Source organism: Piscinibacter defluvii, from assembly GCF_004011805.1.
Taxonomy (GTDB): domain Bacteria; phylum Pseudomonadota; class Gammaproteobacteria; order Burkholderiales; family Burkholderiaceae_C; genus Piscinibacter; species Piscinibacter defluvii.
The window spans coordinates 1-20,381 of the sequence record NZ_ML137196.1; the positions used below are offsets into that span (position 1 = coordinate 1).

The 20,381-nt window shown below is 73.9% G+C and carries 13 protein-coding genes; 11 read left to right on the top strand and 2 right to left on the bottom strand.

All coding sequences use genetic code 11. The features are described from left to right. The 4 genes from D9C15_RS33285 to D9C15_RS34430 all read left to right on the top strand — a co-directional run. Positions 1–795 (top strand): hypothetical protein (locus D9C15_RS33285; RefSeq protein WP_205854696.1); only part of this gene is annotated, 795 nt, incomplete at its 5' end. A 5-nt stretch (positions 796–800) separates the two neighbouring features. Next, positions 801–2,726 (top strand): AAA family ATPase, encoded by a 1,926-nt coding sequence (locus D9C15_RS00005; protein WP_127995379.1) that lies wholly within the window; start codon positions 801–803, stop codon positions 2,724–2,726. 5 nt (positions 2,727–2,731) lie between these two features. Continuing rightward, positions 2,732–6,181, top strand: a complete 3,450-nt coding sequence (locus D9C15_RS00010; RefSeq protein WP_127995380.1) for an eCIS core domain-containing protein — start codon at positions 2,732–2,734, stop codon at positions 6,179–6,181. A gap of 16 nt (positions 6,182–6,197) precedes the next feature. Further along, on the top strand, positions 6,198–10,085 hold the full coding sequence (locus D9C15_RS34430) for a glycosyltransferase (protein ID WP_127995381.1): 3,888 nt from the start codon (positions 6,198–6,200) through the stop codon (positions 10,083–10,085). 34 nt (positions 10,086–10,119) lie between these two features. On the opposite strand, the gene D9C15_RS00020 is transcribed toward D9C15_RS34430, so the two are convergent. Continuing rightward, positions 10,120–10,581: a DUF3237 domain-containing protein gene (locus tag D9C15_RS00020; RefSeq protein WP_205854697.1), complete on the bottom strand. Its 462-nt coding sequence runs from the start codon at positions 10,579–10,581 to the stop codon at positions 10,120–10,122. Positions 10,582–10,680: 99 nt separating this feature from the next. Here D9C15_RS00020 and D9C15_RS00025 point away from each other — a divergent pair, with 99 nt between their 5' ends. The 7 genes from D9C15_RS00025 to D9C15_RS00055 all read left to right on the top strand — a co-directional run bounded on the left by D9C15_RS00025 (position 10,681) and on the right by D9C15_RS00055 (position 19,667). Continuing rightward, the gene (locus D9C15_RS00025) at positions 10,681–11,472 is read left to right on the top strand and encodes a helix-turn-helix transcriptional regulator (RefSeq protein WP_127995383.1); all 792 of its coding nucleotides are present in this window, start codon (positions 10,681–10,683) and stop codon (positions 11,470–11,472) included. A 63-nt stretch (positions 11,473–11,535) separates the two neighbouring features. After that, positions 11,536–12,513, top strand: a complete 978-nt coding sequence (locus D9C15_RS00030; protein WP_127995384.1) for a Bug family tripartite tricarboxylate transporter substrate binding protein — start codon at positions 11,536–11,538, stop codon at positions 12,511–12,513. A gap of 180 nt (positions 12,514–12,693) precedes the next feature. Continuing rightward, on the top strand, positions 12,694–12,984 hold the full coding sequence (gene groES, locus D9C15_RS00035) for a co-chaperone GroES (RefSeq protein ID WP_009856121.1): 291 nt from the start codon (positions 12,694–12,696) through the stop codon (positions 12,982–12,984). A 33-nt stretch (positions 12,985–13,017) separates the two neighbouring features. Then, positions 13,018–14,667: a chaperonin GroEL gene (groL, locus tag D9C15_RS00040; protein ID WP_127995385.1), complete on the top strand. Its 1,650-nt coding sequence runs from the start codon at positions 13,018–13,020 to the stop codon at positions 14,665–14,667. 118 nt (positions 14,668–14,785) lie between these two features. Continuing rightward, positions 14,786–16,717, top strand: a complete 1,932-nt coding sequence (locus D9C15_RS00045) for a DUF1631 family protein (protein ID WP_127995386.1) — start codon at positions 14,786–14,788, stop codon at positions 16,715–16,717. After that, positions 16,714–18,987: a patatin-like phospholipase family protein gene (locus D9C15_RS00050; protein ID WP_127995387.1), complete on the top strand. Its 2,274-nt coding sequence runs from the start codon at positions 16,714–16,716 to the stop codon at positions 18,985–18,987. The genes D9C15_RS00045 and D9C15_RS00050 overlap by 4 nt, the downstream gene beginning before the upstream one ends. A 161-nt stretch (positions 18,988–19,148) precedes the next feature. Beyond that, positions 19,149–19,667, top strand: coding sequence for an Hcp family type VI secretion system effector (locus D9C15_RS00055; RefSeq protein ID WP_127995388.1), 519 nt, complete (start codon positions 19,149–19,151; stop codon positions 19,665–19,667). Here the strand turns inward: D9C15_RS00055 and yihA are convergent. Continuing rightward, complete coding sequence (yihA, locus tag D9C15_RS00060) at positions 19,664–20,356, bottom strand: ribosome biogenesis GTP-binding protein YihA/YsxC (protein ID WP_127995389.1); 693 nt, start codon at positions 20,354–20,356, stop codon at positions 19,664–19,666. The genes D9C15_RS00055 and yihA overlap by 4 nt on opposite strands. Positions 20,357–20,381 lie beyond the last annotated feature (25 nt).

Genomic DNA, 20,381 nt, shown 5'->3' on the forward strand with positions numbered 1-20,381 from the left:
CCGGCCGCGGCCGACGCCCTTGCGCCCGCGGCGCCGGCGCGCTCGCAGCGCGCGCCGGTGCACCCGCCACACGCGGCGCGCACGGCGGCCGCAGCCGTGCCGCTCGCGCGGACCGCCGCGCCCGCCGTGGCGCTGGACACCCGCTTCGGCGGCCTGTTCTTCCTGCTCAACGTCGCGACCGCGCTCGGCCTGTATGGCGACTTCACCCAGCCGCAGCACCGCGGCCTGCCCTGCTCGCCGTGGCACTGGCTGCAACGCGCCGGCCGCGCATCGCTCGGGCGCCGCTTTCGCGCCGACCCGCTGGACGCCTGGCTGCACGCGCAGTCCGGCCCGGCGCCGCCGCTGCCGCGTCCGGCGGCCTGGGCTGCCGATGCCTCGCAACGGGCAGCCTTCGCGGCCGACACCCGGCCGTGCCACCTGCTGGTCGATGCCGCCGGGCAGCGCCTGCTGCATCCGGCCGGTTTCGTGCTCGCCTGGCAGGCCGGAGCGGCCGCACTCGACGCCCCACCCGGCACGCTCGTGCACCGGCGGCGGCGCGGCACCACGCCGCCGGACCTGTGGACGCTCACCTGGCCACTGGTGCGCACGCGGCTCGGCGCGGCGCTCGGCCTGCCGCCGCGCGCCGCGCTGGCACTGGCGCTCGAGCTGCCGGCCCGGCTGCGTGCCGGCGCCGGGCGCGTGGAACTGCAGTTCGCGCTCGCCGGGCTGCCGCTCGCGCTGCGCTTCGCGGGCCTGGACCGCGACCCCGGCTGGCTGCCGGCGGCGGGCAGCGACATCCGCTTCCGCTTCGACTGATGACCATGGGTGCCGCCCCCTCGCCCCGCGCCATCGCGCAGGCCGCTGCGGCGGCCGAGCTGCAGCACTGGCGGCTGCGCACGCTGCTCGTGCTGCTGCGCGCGGCGGTGGCGCGCGAGGGTGCGCTCGAGCCGCTGCTGGGCCGCCACGCCGCGCTGCGCGACACGCTCGACGCCGCCGCCGACGCCGGGCTCGCCGACCTGACGCTGGACGATGCGATCGAGCGGCTCGACCAGCGGGCGCAGGGCGCGCCGGCCGGGCCGCTCTCGCGCCTGCGCGACGCGCTCGGCCTGGACGCCGACGGTCTGGGCTGCTTCGTCGCCGCGGCGCTGGCGGCCGACGACCCGCGCCTGGCGGCCTTCGTCGACGAGTTGCACGGCCGCGCCGGCCGGCCGACGCGCGCGACGCTGGCGCTGGCCTTCGGCGCGGTGGCCGGCAGCGCCGCGCTGCAGCGCCTGCGCGGTGCCGGTGCGCTGCTCGAAGGCGAGCAGGACCCCGGCCTCGCGGTGCCCGCCGCGCTGTGGGAGCTGGCCGGCGGCCTGCCGCCCGACGCGGGCCGCTGGCAGCACTGGCCGCGCGAGGCGCTGATGCCGCTGCCGGCGCTGATCCTGCCCGCGGCGCTGCGCGCACGCCTGGAGGCGCCCCCGGCGCCGGCGACCTGGCTGCTGCGCGGCAGCCCGGGCAGCGGCCGGCGCACGCTGGCCGGCGCGCTCGCGCGGGCGGCCGGGCGCGGCCTGGTCGCGGCGGTCGACGCGCCGGCGCTGGCCTCGCTCGGGGCTGCGGCCGCGCTGCTGGATGCCGCGCCGCTGCTGAGCTTCGAGCCCGCCCCCGGCGAGGCGATCGCCTGGACGCCGCCGCCCGGACTGCCCGCGCCCTGTTTCCTGCGCCTGCCGCGCCACGGCGGCCTCACGTTCGACGGCCCGGCGCCGCGCCGCATCGACCTCGAGCCGCCCGACGCCGACGAGCGCCGCCGGCACTGGGCCCTCGCCTGGCCCGGCCGCGCGGTCGATGCGGCGCTGGTCGGCTGGCGGCTGCCGCGCGGGCGGCTGCATCGCGCCGCGCAGGCCGTGCCGCCCGACACGCCCGATGCGCTGGCGGCGGTGGCCGAGGAGATCGGCGCGCTGGGCCGGCATGCGCTGGACAGCATCGCGCGCCGCGTGAGCGCCGCCGGCGCGGACGAGCCGCTCGCGCTGGGCGGCGCCGCGGGCGAGGAGTTCGAGGCGCTGGTGGCGCGCTGCCGGCACCGCGACCGCCTGGCGGGCCACCTGCCGGCCGCGCAGGCCGCGGCCTGCGGCGTGCGCGCGCTGTTCAAGGGGCCCAGCGGCACCGGCAAGACGCTGGCCGCGCGCCACCTGGCCGCGCGCCTGGCCCGGCCGCTGTACCGCGTCGACCTCGCCGCCACGGTGAGCAAGTACATCGGCGAGACCGAGCGCAACCTCGAGCGTGTGTTCGACGCCGCCGAGTCGCTCGACATCGTGCTGCTGCTCGACGAGGGCGACGCGCTGCTGGCCGGCCGCACCGGCGTGCAGAGCTCGACCGACCGCTACGCCAACCTCGAGACCAACTACCTGCTGCAGCGGCTCGAGGCCTATGCCGGCGTGCTGGTCGTGACGACCAACGCGGCCGACCGCATCGACCCGGCGTTCGCGCGCCGGCTCGACGTGACCGTCGAGTTCGCGCTGCCCGACGCGGCGACGCGGCTCGCGCTGTGGGCCTCGCACCTGGGCGCGGGCCATGCGGTGGGCGCCGAGGCGCTGGAACGGATCGCGCGGCGCTGCGCGATCGCCGGCGGGCAGATCCGCAACGCCGCGCTGCACGCGGCGCTGCTGGCGATCGACCGCGACCGTGCGCTCGACGAGGCGCTGCTGCTGCAGGCGCTCGAGCGCGAGTACCGCAAGGCCGGGCAGCAGTGCCCGTCGCTGCGCGACTGAGCACGATGGGCGGCGCACTCGCTCCCGCGCTGCGCCCGGCACCCGAGCCGGGGGCCGCGCAGCGCGGCCAGGCGCCGCCGCTGCAGCGCATGGCGCTGCGTGTGTCGTCGGTGCACGACGCGGCCGAGCACGAGGCCGCGGACGCGGCACGCCGCGTGGTGCGCATGGACGCGCCGCCGCGCATCGCGGCACGCGCGGCCGGACCGGCGCGCAGCCCGGTGCGCGTGCAGCGTGCCGCGACCGGCGGCGGCGCGGCGCTCGCACCCGACACCGCAGCCCGCATCGGCGCGCGGCGCGGCGGCGGGCGGCCGCTGCCCGGGCCGTTGCGGCGCTACATGGAGCCGCGCTTCGGTGCCGACTTCTCGCGCGTGCGCGTGCACGACGACGCCGAGGCCGCCGTGCTGTCGCGCCGGCTCGCCGCGCGCGCCTTCACGACCGGCGCCGACGTGTTCTTCGGCGCCGGCCAGTTCCAGCCCGACAGCGCCGAGGGGCGCGAGCTGATCGCGCACGAGCTCGCCCACACCGTGCAGCAGGGCGCCGCGCCGCGCGCGCAGGTGCAGCGCGCGGAAGCGCCGGCACTGAGCGCGCAGCCCGAGGGCCTGGTGCAGCGGCTCGGCCTGTCGGACATCCTCGACGGGCTGGCCGCGCTGGCCGCCAACGTGCCCGGCTTCACGCTGCTGACGCTGATCATCGGCCGCAACCCGATCAACATGCGCGTGGTCGAGCGCACGCTGGTCAACGTGCTGCGTGCCTTCATGGGGCTGATCCCCGGCGGCGAGATCCTGTTCCAGGTGCTGCAGCGCTACGGCGTGGTGGACCGGCTCGGCACCTGGGTGCAGCAGCAGACCGCCGCGCTGGGGCTGAACTTCCAGACGATCCGCGACGCGTTCACGCGCTTCACCGATTCGCTCGGCTGGAGCGACATCTTCAGCCCCGGCGACGTGTGGCGCCGCGCACGCGGCATCTTCACGCCGATCATCGAGCGCATCACCGCGTTCGTGTCGGGCCTGGTGACGCAGGCGATCACCTGGCTGAAGGAAACCTTCATGGAGCCGCTGGCCGGCTTCTGCCGCCAGATCCCCGGCTACGGCTTGGTGACGGTGATGCTCGGCCGCGACCCGTTCACCGGCGCGGCGGTGCCGCGCTCGGCACTCAACGTGGTGCGCGCGTTCGCCGAGTTCATCCCGGGCGGCACCGAGAAAGTCGACCAGCTGGTGCAAAGCGGCGCGCTGCAGCGCGCGCACGACTGGTTCGTGCAGGAAACCACCGCGCGCAACCTGACCTGGGAGCGCGTGACCGGCACCTTCGCCGCGGCCTGGGCCTCGCTGCAGCTCAGCGACGTGCTGCACCCGATCGACACGCTGCAGCGCATCGTCGGCCTGTTCCGGCCGCTGCTGGCCGACCTGGTGAGCTTCGCCGGCGCGGCGCTGATGAAGCTGCTGGAGCTGATCTACGAGGCGGCGATGGGTGCCGGCGGCCGGCGCATCCTCGACATCCTGATGCGCGCGCGGGCGACCTTCCTGGTCATCATCCGCAACCCGGTCGGCTTCCTGCGCAACCTGCTGGGCGCCGTCGGCCAGGGCGTGCGGCAGTTCATGACCAACATCCTCGCGCACCTGCGCGACGGCGTGATCGCCTGGCTGACCGGCCCGGTGGCGCGCGCCGGCATCCAGATGCCCGAGCGCTGGGACCTGCGCGGCATCATCTGGTTCGTGCTGCAGATCCTCGGCCTGACCTGGGCGAGGGTGCGCGAGAAGCTGGTGCGGCTGCTCGGCGAGCGGGTCGTGGCCGGCCTGGAGTCGGCCTTCGCGCTGCTGCAGGAGATCCGCCAGCGCGGCCTGGTGCAGGCGCTGCGCGACCGCGTCACCGAGTTCTTCGGCTCGCTGCGCGACGCCGCGCTGGGCGCGATCCGCAGCTTCATCCAGCAGCGCCTGGTGATGGCCGGCATCCAGCAGCTGCTGTCGCTGCTGAGCCCGGTGGGCGCGGTGATCCAGGCGATCATCAAGACCTACACGACGATCCAGTTCTTCATCCAGCGCATCAACCAGATCCTGGACCTGGTCGAGTCGGTCGTGAACTCGATCGCCGCGATCGCCTCGGGCGCGATCGGCGCGGCGGCCAATTTCGTCGAGCGCACCATGGCCCGCACGATCCCGGTGATCCTGGACTTCCTGGCACGCTTCATCGGCCTGGGCGACGTGGGCGCGCAGGTGCAGCGCACGATCCGCGACCTGCAGGCAAGCGTGGACCGCATGCTCGACCGCGCGGTCGACTGGATCCGGCGCCAGGCCTCGAGCCTGGCGAGCCGGGCGCTGGGTGGGGATCCGAACGCGAGCCCGGCCGATCGCGTGCGCAACGCGTTGCGCGAGGCCGTGCCGATCGTCAACCGCTTCGCCGGTCGGCCGGTCGGTGCGCTGGTGCTGCGCCCGCTGCTCGCGCCGCTGCGGCTGCGGCACCGGCTGACCCGGCTGGACGTGGTGCCGGTGCGCGATGTCTGGGGCGTCGTCGCGGCGGCAAGCCCCGAGGTGATCGAGCCGAGCTCGGCGCGCGTGGACACTGCCGCCGGCACCGGCATCGCCGGGCTGACGACGCGCATCCAGTACCAGAGCGGCACGCTCGCGGGCACCGGCAACACCGTCGGCACGGCGATGACGGCCGACCCGCTCGGCCCCGACCACCCGGCCGGCCAGGAGCCGGCGGGCGCGAACGTCTGGTCGTCGCTGCTGGCCACCGACCCCGGCGAGACGAACGACCGCAAGTACATCCGCGGCCACCTGCTGAACCACCAGGTCGGCGGCTCGGGCGCGGCGCAGAACCTGTTCCCGATCACCGCCGCGGCCAACGACGCGCACGAGAGCCAGTTCGAGAGCCGCATCAAGACCTGGGTGAACACCGAGCGCAAGTGGGTGTACTACCGCGTGCGGGTGACCAACATCGTTGTCGACGTCAATCCGCGCCGGCTGCCGCGCAACAACAAGGTCGACGCGAACTTCGCGTGCGAGGCCTACGTCATCGACGCGACCCAGCCGCCAGACCGGCGCACGCCGCAGAACCGCATCACCGCGACGATCGCCTCGCGCTACCGCGGCGAGGCGGCGGTCAGCGGTACGGCGGGGCCGGCCCGCGGCGCCGAGGCCGCGACCGGCGTGCGGCCGGAGGACCGCGCCGCCACGGTGGCGCTGCCCGCCGGGCACGAGTACCGGCTCGACCCGCGCATCTTCGACGCGCTGGTGGCCGCGCGCGGGCGCGGCCTGGACGACGCGGCGCTCACGCGCGCGATGCAATCGGCCGCCGACATCGGCCCGGCGATCGCCGCGACCGTGCTGCACGCACAGCGTGCCGGGGCGCGCGGCGCCGACATCGCCAGCGGCCTGTCGACCAGCGAGCGCAGCAACCTGACGCAGGCCAACCAGCGCGCGAGCGCGATCGTCACGGCGCTGCGCCGCGCCACGTGAGCGGGCCGCGACGCCGATGGACACGCTGGCCGCCTATGCCGACCGCCACCCCGGCGCCACGATCCTCGTCTGCGGCTGCGGCCGCTCGCTGCACACGCTGCCGCGCGACCACGGCCTTGCGACCATCGGCGTCAACGACATCGGCCGCCTGTTCGACCCGGACTACCTGGTCGTCGTCAACCCGCCGGGTCAGTTCCGCGACGGGCGCTTCCGCTGGGTGCGCGAGTCGCGCGCGAAGGCGCTGTTCACGCAGCTCGAGCTCGGGCCGGTGGCGCCGCCGGTGGTGCGCTTCCGGCTCGGCCGCTTCGGCGGCACCGCAACCGGGCCGGACACGCTGGACTACACGCAGAACTCGCCCTATGTCGCGGTGCTGCTCGCGGCGCACCTGGGCGCGGCGCGCATCGGGCTGATCGGGGTCGACTTCGACGACGGCCACTTCTTCGGCGCCACCGGCCCTCACCCGCTCGCCGCCCGGCTGGCCGAGATCGACGCGCAGTACGCCGCGCTGCATGCAGCGCTGGCGCGGCGCGGCGTCGAACTGGTCAACCTCTCGCCGACCAGCCGGCTCGCCGCGCTGCCGCGCGCCGACATCGCCGGCTGGGCCGGCGCGGCGCGGCCGGCCCCGGCCGCCACCCCGGCGCTGCGCATCGTCTCTTACGCGACCACGCCGGTGGCCGGCGTGCCGGCCGTGCTGGCGCGCTGCATCGCGCACGCCACGCCGCATGCGGCCCGCTGCGTCTGGGCGACCGACCGTTACGCCAACGGCGTGGCCTTCGACGGCGACCTGCAGTGGTCGACGCACCCGCGCGAGGCCGGGGCCGCGCTCGCCGCGGCCGATGCGGTGATCGTGCACAACGGCCGCGTCGACCCGCGCCACGCGCGCCTGCTGGCCGGCAAGCCGCTGCTGACGCTGGCCCACAACTACGGCTGGAACGTCGACATGGCGCTGGTGCGCGCCGGGCAGCCCGGCCTGGTGGTCGCGCAATACCAGGCCACGCTGCCCGAGTTCGCGGGCTGGACCGCGGTGCCCAACCCGCTGCCGCTGTGGGAGGCCGCCTACCGCCCGGAGCCCAAGCCCGACACGGTCACGATCGCCTTCACGCCCAGCGGCGCGCACGAGCGCTACCCGCCCGGCCACCGCCTGTACTGGCATGCCAAGGGTGCGCTGTCGACGCTGGCACTGCTGGACCGGCTTGCGCGCGAGGGCCTGGTGCAGCTCGAGGTGCTGCGCGGCGGCGCGGTGGTGCCGCACGCGCAGGCGCTGGCGATGAAGCGGCGCGCGCACATCGTCATCGACGAATGCGTGACCGGCAGCTACCACCGCAACAGCCTCGAGGGGCTGGCGGCCGGCTGCGTGGTCGTCAACGGGCTCGGGCAGCTGCCGGGTGTCGAGGAGGTGCTGCGGCGCTGTGCGCCGGACGCCGGCGACCTGCCGTTCGAGCGCGCGACGCCCGAGACGCTCGAGGCCGTGCTGCGTGCGCTGGTCGCGCTCGGCCCCGAAGCGCTCGTCGCGCGCGGTGCCGCGAACCGTGCCTGGGTCGAGCGGCACTGGGATTTCGCCGACCAGTGGCGGCACCACTGGAAGCCCGCGCTCGACCGGGCCCTCGACGCCACGCGCGCGCCGCGCCGCCCAGTGTCCACCCCCGTCCAAGAGGAGCCCGCGATGCCTGCACCCCTGAGCGCCAACGCGCGTGTCTCGGTCGTCGTGCCGCACGGCGGCCGCGAGCGCTTGCCGCTGCTGGCCGCGACGCTGGCGTCGCTGCGCCAGTCGAGCGCGGTGGCCGAGATCGTCGTCGTCGAGCTCGGCGCCGAGCCGGTCGCCGAGGCGCTCTCGCTGCGCTGGGCCGACCGGCACCTGTTCATCGCCCACGACGGCGCGTTCGAGCGCGCCACCGCGCTGAACGCCGGCACCGCGCAGGCCACGCAGCCGGTCGTCGCCTGGCACGACAACGACCTGCTGCACGCGCCCGAATTCCTCGGCCGCGCGCTGGCCGAGCTGGCCGCACGCCGGCTCGACATGCTGGTGCCCTACACCGCGGTGCACTACCTGGACGCCGAGGACTCGCGCCGCGTGGCGCGCGGCGAACTCGCGCCCGAGCAGGCCGCGGTGGTGCAGCGCCTCACCGGGCGGATCGGCTGCATCGGCCTCGTGCGGCGCGACTTCGTGCAGCGTCACGGCGGGTTGATCGAGGGCTTCCGCGGTTGGGGCGGCGAGGACGATGCCTGGTTCCACAAGGCCGCGCTGTGCGGCCGCCTGGGCCGCAGCCAGCGGCCCGACCAGCCGGTGTTCCACCTGCACCACCCGCTGTCCGGCGGCATCGCGCCGGGCCAGCCGGGCGCGGCCAACCCGCATTACGCGGCCAACCTCGAGCGGCTCGCCGCCGTGCGCGCCACGCGCGACGCGGCCACGCTGGCGCAGCGCTTCCCGAGCGCAACGCCGGCAGCCGGCGTGCTGCACGAGCGCCGGCCAGTCGCAGCGCGCAGCGACGCCGGCGTGCCGGTGTGGACCTACTGGGAGGGGCCCTGCCCGTCCTGGATCCGCGCCTGCCGCCGCACGCTGCTGCACCACGTGCCCGGTCTGCGCCTGCTGACGCCGGAGACCTTCGCCGCGCTGCGCGCGGGCGACCCCGAGATGGGCGCGCTCGACCTGTCGCACCTGCATGTCGCACACCGCGCGGACGCGATCCGTGCCTGGCTGCTGGCGCGTTTCGGCGGCTTGTGGATCGACGCCGACTGCCTGCTGATGCGCCCGCCGCACGAGCTGCCCGGCTGGCTGGCCGCGCACGACTTCGTCGGCCACCGCATGCGCAGCGGTCCGATCTCGAACGCCTTCATCGCCGCGCCGCCGGGCAGCCGCATCGCCGCGGCCTACTGGGCGCAGGTGCGCGACATCGTCGCGCGGCGCCAGCGCGTGGGCTGGAACTTCGGCGGCGACCTGCTGACGGCGGTGGTGGAACGCGATCCGCGCGGCTGGCACGAGCTGCCGGTCGAGCGGGTGCAGCCGGTGTGCTGGAGCCGGCCGCAGGACTTCCTGGCCGAGCGCGATGCGGCCGCGCACGAGGCGCAGGTCGACGGCGCGGCCATCGCCTACATGCTGTCGAACGTCGAGCTCGGCAAGCGCTTCCCGGCCGAGGCGCGCAGCGATGCGCTGCTCGCCCCGCGAAGTTTCTTCACGCACCTGCTCAAGCGCTCGCTCGGCGGCGCGGACCCGCGCGAGTCGCTCGCGCGCGAGGCCGGCGCGGCGCAGGCGGCGGAGCTGTTCCGGCGCCACCGCTGCGAGTCGGTCTCGGGCACCGGCTCGAGCCTCGCGCAGACCGCGGGCCTGCGGCGCCGCCTGCCGCTGCTGCTCGAGCACCTGGGGGTGCACCGCCTGCTCGACGCGCCCTGCGGCGACCGGCACTGGATGCGAACCGTCGAACTGCCGGGCATCGAGGTCACCGGCGTCGAGCTGCTCGCCGAGCTGGTGGCCGCGCACCGTGTCGCCGAGCCGGCGGCCAACCGCCACTTCGTCGCCGCCGACCTGCTGGACGATGCGCTGCCGCAGGCCTTGCCCGCCGCCGACGCGGTGTTCTGCCGCGACCTGCTGGTGCACCTGCCCTACGCCGAGATCGCCCGGGTGCTGCGCCGCTTCGCCGCCACCGGCGCGACCTGGCTGATCACCACCCACTTCACCCAGCCGCGGCCGAACCGCGACATCGCACGCGGCGACTGGCGGCCGCTGCACCTGCAGGGCGCGCCGTTCGACTTCCCGCCGCCGCGGCACCTGCTGGTCGAGGGCTGCACCGAGGGCGGCGGCGCCTACGCCGACAAGTGTGTCGCGGTGTGGCGCTTCGCCGACCTGGCCAGCCGGCCGTTCCTCGCCGCCGGCGCCGCCGCGCCGGCCGACGCCGCGGCGCCCGCCTGACCCGCTGCGGCCGATCGATGTCGCGCTGGGCCGGTCAGGTGAGCCGGTACACGTCCAGCAGCACGGCACGCGCTTCGCGCTGGCCCACCGCGATGGCCATCACCTTGTTCAGGTGTGCCCAGGCCGCCGCGCCGGTGGTGAAGCGCATCAGGGTACGGAAGAAGTAGGCGTCGCGCGGCACGGGTTCGCCACGTGCCAGGCGCGCCATCACCGGGTCCGGCCCGTGCCGCAGACCCTCGCTCCGCACCTCGACCAGCGCCCCGTCGGCGGTGCGCAGCACGTAGTGGGCGGCGATCTCGAGCACGCCGTCGCGGCGTGCCAGCTGCCAGTCGATCCCGCCTTCGACCAGTTCGGCGTCGAGCTCCGGGCCGCGCGCCCAGCCGCTGCCCAGCGGCACATAGCGGCGCTCGCCCGCCGGCGCGTCGCCCAGGCTGACCAGCGTGCCCACCTCGCAGCGGATCTGCGTCAGCGGAACCAGGGCGGGGGCGGGCGGCATCGGGGTCATGCTGGGCTCTTTCCGGATGGACAGCGGCGTGCGCCGCCCAATGATGCGCAGGTTCAGGCCGGCCCGGCTGTCGGCCCAGAGGATGACGCGATGCCCCAACCCCTCCCTGCCGGAGGCGACGCCGAGACCCGGCACGCCCTCGCCGGCCTGATCGGCGCGATCGGCCGCGCCGATTTCGCCTCGGCCGCGCTGGACGCGCTGAACACCCCGCTGCAGGCGGCCACCTGGTCGGTCTACCGCGTCTGGCGCGACCGCGCGCCGGTGCTGCACGCCTCGGCCAGCCGCGGCGTGGCCGACGTGACCCACGACTGCTTCCGCGCCTACCACGCCGGGCTGTACCGGCACGACCGCAGCTTCGACCGGGTGGACGCGGCCGCCGCGCCCGGCCACGTGGCGGTGCTGCACATGCGCGCCGAAGAGGCGCCCACCAGCGCGCACCGCGAGCAGATCTACCGGGCGCACGGCATGCTCGAGCGGCTCTCGGCGGCCACCCGCGAGGACGACGGGTCGCTGCTGGCCGTCAACCTCTACCACCACGCCCACCAGGGGCCGTTCGGCGGCCTGGAGCGCGAACGCTTCGAGGCGCTCGCGCCGCTGCTGATGGCGGCGGTGCAGCGCCACCTCGCGCTCGCGGCGCGCCCGCTCCCGCGCGGCCCGCGCGAGGTGCTGCAGCAGGCCTGCCCGGCACTGACCGCGCGCGAACTCGACGTCTGCGAGCGCCTGCTGCGCGGCTGGACGCACGACGGCATCGCCGCCGACCTCGGGCTCTCGCTGGCCACGGTGAAGACCTACCGGGCACGGGCCTTCGAGCGGCTCGGGCTGCACTTCCGCAGCGAGCTGTTCGCGCGCTTCGGCGCGACGGGTTGTCCGCCTCTGGGATGACAGGGCCCGCGCGGCCGATGCGGAAGACTCGCGGCCGACGCCATCCGCCGCGAGGAGCCCGCCATGCCGCACCCCACCCGCCGCGAGCTGCTGCTCGCCACCGCCGCGCTGAGCCTGCCGAGCTGGCCCGCCCGGGCGCAGACCTTCCCGGAGCGGCCGCTGCGGCTGACGGTCGGCTTCCCGCCGGGCTCGGGACCGGACGTCGCGGCGCGCCTGATCGCCGGCCGGCTGGCCGAGCTGCTCAAGCAGCAGGTGGTGGTGGAGAACAAGCCCGGCGCCGGCGGGCAGATCGCCGCGCAGGGCGTGGCCAAGGGCGCGGCCGACGGCTACGGGCTGCTGCTGGGCGAGGTCGGCTCGATCGCGATCGCCCCGCCCGCCTTCAGCAAGCTGCCCTACGACCCGGCCCGGGAGCTGGCCGGCATCAGCGAGGTGGTGCGGTCCGACTTCCTGCTCGTGGTGCCGGCCAGCGCGCCGCACCTGAGCGTGGCCGACTTCGTGAAGGCGGCCAAGGCAAAGGCCGACCGCACCAATTTCGCGACCTTCGGCGCCGGCACGCCGGGGCATTTCGGTGCCGAACTGTTCGGTGAGGCGGGCGGCTTCAAGGTCGAGCCGATCCACTACCGCGCCACCGGCGATGCGGTGACGGCCATCGTCGCCGGCGACGTGGCCGGGGCCTTCGTGTCCACCGCGCTGGGCGCGGCGCAGGTCAAGGGCGGCAAGATGCGCGCGCTGGCCACCACCGCCCCGGCCCGTTCGCCCCTGCTGCCGGAGGTGCCGACCTTCGCCGAGGCCGGTTTCCCGAGGATCGACTTCGCCGCCTGGTTCGTGGTGTTCGCGCCGGCCGGAACGCCGGCCGCGGCGCTCGAGCTGCTGAACCGCCAGCTGGTGGCCGCCGTGCAGTCGCCGGAGACCAAGGCGAAGCTGCAGGAGGCCGGCTTCAGCGTGCTCGGCACCTCGCGCGCCGAGACCGACAGGATGCTCGCCGCCGAAGCAGCCCGCTGGGCCGCCGTGGTGAAGGCCACGGGCTTCAAGGGAGACTGAGCCGCCGAGTTCCCGGGGTGTCTTGAAAGCCGCAGGTCCGTGCCTATAATCCGCCTGCTAGCACTCGCCAGTCGTGAGTGCTAACGGTTCCGGATCCCTCCCGGACCTCTCATGTGAATGAGCGCAAACTTCGGCTCAATCGCACGTCAAAGCTTGTCGGTAAGACATCAAGGAGATGGTATGAAGCTTCGTCCGTTGCACGATCGCGTGATCGTCAAGCGCCTGGAGAACGAGACCAAGACCGCGTCGGGCATCGTGATCCCCGACAACGCCGCCGAGAAGCCCGACCAGGGCGAGGTGCTGGCCGTCGGCCCGGGCAAGCGCAACGACAAGGGTGACTTCGTGGCGCTGAACATCAAGGTCGGCGACCGCGTGCTGTTCGGCAAGTACAGCGGCCAGACCGTCAAGGTCGACGGCGACGAGCTGCTCGTGATGCGCGAGGAAGACCTCTTCGCGGTCGTCGAGAAGTAATCAGCCCCAGAACTCGAATTCGGAGAAACAGCAATGGCAGCAAAAGACGTTGTCTTCGGCGCGGACGCGCGTCACCGCATGGTCGAGGGCGTGAACATCCTGGCCAACGCGGTCAAGGTCACGCTGGGCCCCAAGGGCCGCAACGTGGTGCTCGAGCGCAGCTTCGGCGCCCCCACCGTCACCAAGGACGGTGTCTCGGTCGCCAAGGAGATCGAGCTCAAGGACAAGCTCCAGAACATGGGCGCCCAGATGGTCAAGGAAGTCGCTTCCAAGACCAGCGACAACGCCGGTGACGGCACCACCACCGCCACGGTGCTGGCCCAGTCGATCGTGCGCGAGGGCATGAAGTACGTGGCCGCGGGCATGAACCCGATGGACCTGAAGCGCGGCATCGACAAGGCCGTCTCGGCCCTGGTCGAGGAGCTGAAGAAGGCCTCCAAGCCCACCACCACCTCCAAGGAAATCTCGCAGGTCGGTGCCATCTCCGCCAACAGCGACGAGTCGATCGGCAAGATCATCGCCGACGCGATGGACAAGGTCGGCAAGGAAGGCGTCATCACCGTCGAGGACGGCAAGAGCCTGAACAACGAGCTGGACGTCGTCGAGGGCATGCAGTTCGACCGCGGCTACCTGTCGCCGTACTTCATCAACAACCCCGACAAGCAGGTTGCGATCCTCGACAACCCGTTCGTGCTGCTGCACGACAAGAAGGTGTCGAACATCCGCGAACTGCTGCCCACGCTGGAGCAGGTGGCCAAGAGCGGCCGCCCGCTGCTGATCGTGGCCGAAGAGGTCGAGGGCGAGGCGCTGGCGACCCTGGTCGTCAACACCATCCGCGGCATCCTGAAGGTCGTGGCCGTCAAGGCGCCGGGCTTCGGTGACCGCCGCAAGGCCATGCTGGAAGACATCGCCATCCTGACCGGTGGCAAGGTCATCGCCGAGGAAGTGGGCCTGACGCTCGAGAAGGTCACGCTGGCCGACCTGGGCCAGGCCAAGCGCATCGAGGTGGGCAAGGAGAACACCACGATCATCGACGGCGCCGGCTCGGCCGCCGACATCGAGGCGCGTGTCAAGCAGATCCGCGTCCAGATCGAGGAAGCCACCAGCGACTACGACCGCGAGAAGCTCCAGGAGCGCGTGGCCAAGCTGGCCGGCGGCGTGGCCGTCATCAAGGTCGGTGCCGCCACCGAGGTCGAGATGAAGGAGAAGAAGGCCCGCGTGGAAGACGCGCTGCACGCCACCCGTGCGGCCGTCGAGGAAGGCGTCGTGGCCGGCGGCGGCGTCGCGCTGCTGCGCGCGCGCGCGGCCGCGGTCGGTTCGCTCAAGGGCGACAACCACGACCAGGACGCCGGCATCAAGATCGTGCTGCGCGCCGTCGAGCAGCCGCTGCGCGAGATCGTCGCCAACGCCGGCGACGAGCCGAGCGTGGTGGTCAACGCGGTGATGGCCGGCAAGGGCAACTACGGCTACAACGCCGCCAACGGCACCTACGGCGACATGCTCGAGATGGGCATCCTCGACCCGACCAAGGTGACCCGCACCGCGCTGCAGAACGCCGCCTCCGTGGCCGGCCTGATGCTGACGACCGAGTGCATGGTCGCCGAGGCGCCGAAGGAAGAGGCCCCGGCCGGCGGCATGCCCGGTGGCATGGGCGGCATGGGCGGCATGGGCATGGACATGTAAGACGTCCGGGCTCCGCCAGCCTGCCGAAGGGCCGTCGCGAGGCGGCCCTTTTTTGCGTGCCCGCGTCAGGGCCGCCGCGAGGCGGCCCTTTTTTCATCGCGCCGACATAATCGGGCCCATGGCGCTCGCTCCCCCGCTGCAACGCTTCGTCGACGACGAGCTCGGGCGGGCCGCCGCGCTGATCGAGCGCTCGCTGGCCGGCACGCTGAACGTGCTGCGCGACCACGGCGGGATGACACCGCGCGAGCGCGAGCACCATTTCGAGATCGTCGAGGCGCTGCAGCGCGATGCGGCGCGTTACCAGCGCCGCTTCGTCGAGGCGCTGCGCGAGGCGGTGCAGCGCAGCGAGCAGGAGGCCGCGGCCGGCCCGGCGGGCGGCGGGCTCGAACTGATGGACGAGAGCCGTGTCGAGGTCGACATCGAGATCTCGCGCGCGCTGCAGATGATCGACAGCACCGCCGAGTGGGAGGCGCGCGAGCTGCAGACCTTCACCTCGACGCTGGCCGGGCTGCAGCACGTCAGCGCCGACTCCCACCCGCTGCGCCCGCTGGCGTACGCCACCGCGCTGTGGGAGGCCGCCTGCGCGGCGGTGCCGCACTTCGCGCAGCGCGCCACGTTGCTGCGCGTGTCGGCCGGCGTGATGGCCGGTCTGCTGAAGTCGGCCTGGGCGGCCGCCTCGTCGCGCCTGGAGGCGCAGGGCGTGCAGCCGGGTGTCTACAAGACGGTCATCCTGGCCGCGCCGCTGGCGCTGCCCGAACGCGGCGCCGCGCCGGCGGTGCGGCCCGGCAGCCTGCGCGCGCTGCTGGCCGAGACCTCGCGCACCGGCGGCGGCGACGACCAGCAGGTGATCGAGCTGCTGTCGCGCCTGTTCGCGCTGATCCAGGCCGACACCGCGGTGCCCAGCGCCTGCCGTGCGCTGCTGGCGCGGCTGCAGGTGGCGGCGCTGCGTGTCGCGCAGCAGGACCGGGCGATGCTCGACGCCCCCGAGCACCCGGTGTGGCAACTGATGAACCGGCTGGCCGGTGCCGCGTCGGCCTGGCCTGCGCCGGGCGACAAGCGCCTGGCCGGGCTGATGAACTTCGCCGAGGCGGTGACCGAGGAGGTCTCGCGCGCGGCCGCGCCCGACGCGGCCACGTTCCGGCGCGCGCTCGCGCGGCTCGATGCCTTCCTCGGCGAGCAGCTGCAATGGCAGTTGCGCGAGGCGCAGGCCAGTGTCGACTCGCTGCAGCGCAGCGAGCGGCGCGAGCTGCTGGAGCACGTGCTGTCGCAACGCCTGTCGGACCAGATGGCGCCGGTGCCGGCCAGCCCGGCGATCCGCCGCTTCGTCACCGGCACCTGGGCCAAGGTGCTGGCCGAGTCCATGCTGCGGCACGGCGAGCAGGCCGAGCCGACGCCGAGCTACCTGAAGGCGGTCGACGACCTGCTGTGGAGCCTGCAGACGCCGGCCCATCCGCAGAGCCGGCAGCGCCTGGTGGCGCTGCTGCCCGGGCTGCTGCAGCGGCTGCGCGAGGGCATGGCGCTGGTCGCGCTGCCCGAGCCGGAGCAGCAGGCGGTGCTCGACGAGCTGATGGCCGTGCACACCGTGGCGCTGCGCCAGGGCTTCCGGGCCTCGGCGCCGGCGCCGCTCACGCCGCAGGAGATCGTGCAGCGCATGCGCGACGAGGTGATCCCGGACACGCCGCTGCCGCGCCCGTTCGCCGACTCGGTGATCGACCTGGCCTCGATGGACACGGTTCCGGCCGACTTCCTGGCCTCGCGGCCGATGGACGCCTCGTTCGAGGAGTCACGCCGCCGGCTCGACGCCCTCGAGGCCGGCGCCCGGGCGCGCCTGTTCCTGCAGCGCCGCTGGTCGGTGGTGCAGCTGCTGTGGAAGAGCGAGCAGGGCCTGTACTTCCTGTTCGCCGGCGAGCGGCCCGGCCAGACCCACTCGATCACCCGGCAGGCGCTCGAGCGGCTGGATGCCGCCGGCCTGCTGCAGCCGCTGGAAGCGCAGCCGCTGGTGCCGCGCAGCGTCGACGCGCTGCTGAACCAGATCCCGCTGGCGTCATGACGGCGCGGCGCGGGGCCGCGCTGATTGCGCTGTGTGCGCTCCTGGGCGCACTGCTGTGCGCCGCATCGGCACGGGCCCAGGCCGTCGACGCGCCGGCCCGGCCGCGCATCGGGCTGGTGCTGTCGGGCGGCGGCGCGCGCGGGCTGGCCCACGTCGGGGTGCTGAAGGTGCTCGAGCGGGCCGGCGTGCCGGTGGACGTGATCGCCGGCACCTCGATGGGCGCCATCATCGGCGGGCTGTACGCCTCGGGCATGACGGCCGAGCAGCTCGAGGCCGAGCTGCTGAAGATCGACTGGGACGCCGTGTTCTCCAACCGCGTCGGCCGCCCGCTGCTGTCGCAGCGGCGCAAGGAGGAGGACTTCGAGATCTCGCCGGTGATCGAGATCGGCATGCGCGACGGCGAGCTGCGCGCGCCCCTGGGCGCGATCTCCGGCCGCGGGCTGGAATCGCTGCTGCGCCGCTACACGCTGCCCGCGCGTGCGGTGCGCGACTTCGACCGCCTGCCGATCCCGTTCCGCGCCGTGGCCACCGACATGGAGACCGGCCAGGCGGTGGTGATCGGCTCGGGCGACCTCGCCACCGCGCTGCGCTCGAGCATGAGCGTGCCGGGCGTGTTCGCGCCCACCGAGGTCGACGGCCGCATCCTCGGCGACGGCGGGCTGGTCGACAACCTGCCCGTCGCGGTGGCGCGCAGCATGGGCGCGCAGGTGCTGATCGTCGTGAACATCGGCACGCCGCTGGCGCCGCGCGAGACGCTGTCCTCGGTGGGCGGGCTGACGACGCAGATGATCAACATCCTGACCGAGCAGAACGTGCAGCGCAGCCTGGCGGCACTCGGCCCCTCGGACGTGCTGATCACGCCGGAGCTGGGCGCGCTCACCTCGGCAGACTTCGCCCGCACGCGCGAGCTGATCGGCCTGGGCGAGCGCGGCGCGGCGCCGCTGGAGGAGCGCCTGGCGGCGCTCTCGCCCGGCCGCGAGGCCTATGCGCAGTGGCGCGCGCAGCGCCCGCGCGGCGCGGTGCCCACGCCGCCGCTGGCCTTCATCCGCTTCGAGGGCACGGAGGTGACGAACCCGGGCCGCTTCGTCGCGCAGCTCGAGTCGCGCCCCGGCCAGCCCTTCGACCCGGCCAAGGCCGAGCGCGACGCGCTGCGCCTGGCCGCGAGCGACGACTACATGCGCGCCGACTACCGGCTCGTGACCACCGCCGAGGGCGACGGCCTGGTGTTCGACGTCGAGGACAAGCCCTGGGGCCCGCACTACTTCCGCATCGGGCTGGACCTGGTCACCGACTTCCGCGGCGGCTCGAACTTCAACGTCAAGATCAGCCACAACCGCCACTGGCTCGACGCCAACGGCAGCGAGTGGCGCAACCGCGTGCAGATCGGCCAGGTGCCGCTGTGGTTCACCGAGATCTACCACCCGCTGAACTGGACCCTGGGCATCAGCAACGACTGGTTCGTGGCCGCCTACGCCGAGGCGCAGCGGCGCGACATCACCGACTACGACAACGACAGCGGTGCGCAGCGCGGGCGCTTCAACCGCAAGTCCGCACGCGTGGGCCTGGACCTGGGGCAGCCCTGGGGCGGGCTCGGCGAGCTGCGGCTCGGTGCGACCTGGGTGCACCAGCGCACCGTGCCGGACATCGTCGCCGCCGGCTTCGAGGGCCTGGACCAGCCCTTCAGCGTGCGCGAGGGTGGCCTGCGCGCCGGTGCGGTGCTGGACCAGCTCGACTACGCGAACTTCCCGCAGCACGGCTACCGCCTGCAGGCCGAGGCGGTGGCCGGGCGCCGGCGCGTCACCGGCAGTGCGGTGCGCGAGCACTTCACCCGCATCGAGAGCGACGGCACGGTGGCCTGGAGCCGGGGGCGCCAGACGGTCAACCTGTACCTCCGGGTGCAGCGCGCCGGGGCCAGCGGCACGCCGGCCGGCCCGGGCAGCGAGCAGCTCGGCCGCTACACGCTGGGCGGCTTCCAGCAGTTGTCGGGCTACCGCTTCGAGCAGCTCGACGGCGACGCGGTGCTGTTCGGCCGCCTGACCTGGTACCACCGCGCGAGCGAGTCGCTGCTGTTCACGCGCGGCGTGTTCGTCGGCGGCACGCTCGAGGCCGGCAACGCCTGGGGGCGCTGGGGCGATGCCAGCCTGTCCGACCTGCGCAGCGGGGCCAGCCTGTTCGTCGGCGCCGACACCGGGCTCGGGCCGGTCTACCTCGGGCTCACGCACGCGCCGCGCGGCTCGACCGGCCTGACGCTGTTCATCGGGCGGCCGTGAGCGAACGGCGCCACCTACGTTGATGGGTGGAGCGGCCGTATCGAAATGACTACCATCGCGTGTAGGTTGCGGGCAGGGTGCTCGCGCCGTGTGCGGCAGCGGTCAGGCGGATTGCCGCGCAGGAACACCGAACAAGCCCTGGCTCAAGAGGAGTGTGGACCATGCCGCTGAACGCGATGCTGCGAATCGATGGTGCAAAGGGCGAGACCCGCCAGCTCGGCAAGTACAAGGAACAGGGCTGGATCGAGCTGCAGGGCTGGGACTGGGAAGTCGAGGCCGAGACGAGCTGGACCAAGGGCGGCGGCGCATCGGTGGGCAAGCCGAACCCCGGCAAGATGACCTGGGAGCATTACTTCGACAGCGCGTCGACGCGCATCCTGGGCTACATCTTCTCCGGCCAGTCGTTCCCCGAGATGGAACTGCACATGCTCAAGGGCGTCGGCATGAACAAGGGGGCCTCGAGCGGTTCGCAGGGCGTGTTCTTCCGGATGCTGATGAAGGGTGTGTTCATCACCAAGGTCGGCAACAGCGCCACCGACGAGGGCAACGTGGTCCAGAAGGTCGAGATGGTCTTCAAGGAAGTGACCTTCGAATACGCGAAGCAGAACGATGCCGACGGCAGCCTCGGGCCGCTGGTGCCGGTGTCGTGGGACATCCCGTCCGGCAAGGTGGCGTTCTAGCGCGCGGCCGTCACCCACTCGCGCAGCTGCTGCGCGACGTCGCCGAGGCCCTCGCGCGAAAGCGCCGAGAACGCGGCGACGCCGATGTCGGACTCCGCCGTCGAGTGTGCCGCCAGCAGCGTCTGCGCGGCGTGCACGGCGGCCGTGCGATCGCGCCGGTTCAGCTTGTCCGCCTTGGTCAGCAGCACCAGCAACCGCACGGTGCCGGTGCCCACGCGCTGCGCGATGAACTCGAGCAGTTGCCGGTCGAGCTCGGTGAAGCCGAGCCGAGAGTCCACCAGCAGCACGATGCCCGACAGGCTGCGGCGCAGCGCGAGGTAGTCGGCCATCACCTGCTGCCAGCGCAGCTTGTCGCCCCGCGCGACCGCGGCATAGCCGTAGCCCGGCAGGTCGGCGAACAGCGCGTCGGGCGCGTCACGCGGACCGAGCTCGAACAGGTTGATGTGCTGCGTGCGGCCCGGCGTCTTGGAGGCGAAGGCGAGTCGCTTCTGCTGCGTCAGCACGTTGATCGCGCTCGACTTGCCGGCGTTGGAGCGGCCGACGAAGGCGATTTCGGGCAGCTCGGTGGGCGGCAGCTGGTCGAGCCGGCTGGCCGTGGTGAGGAAGCGCGCCGTGTGCGCCCAGGCGAGGGCCTGCTGCTGCGCCTGGGCGGGGCTCGGGGCTGTGTTATCGCTGCTCGTGTCGGCCATCGGGTCCGCCCAAAGCGCTCATTGT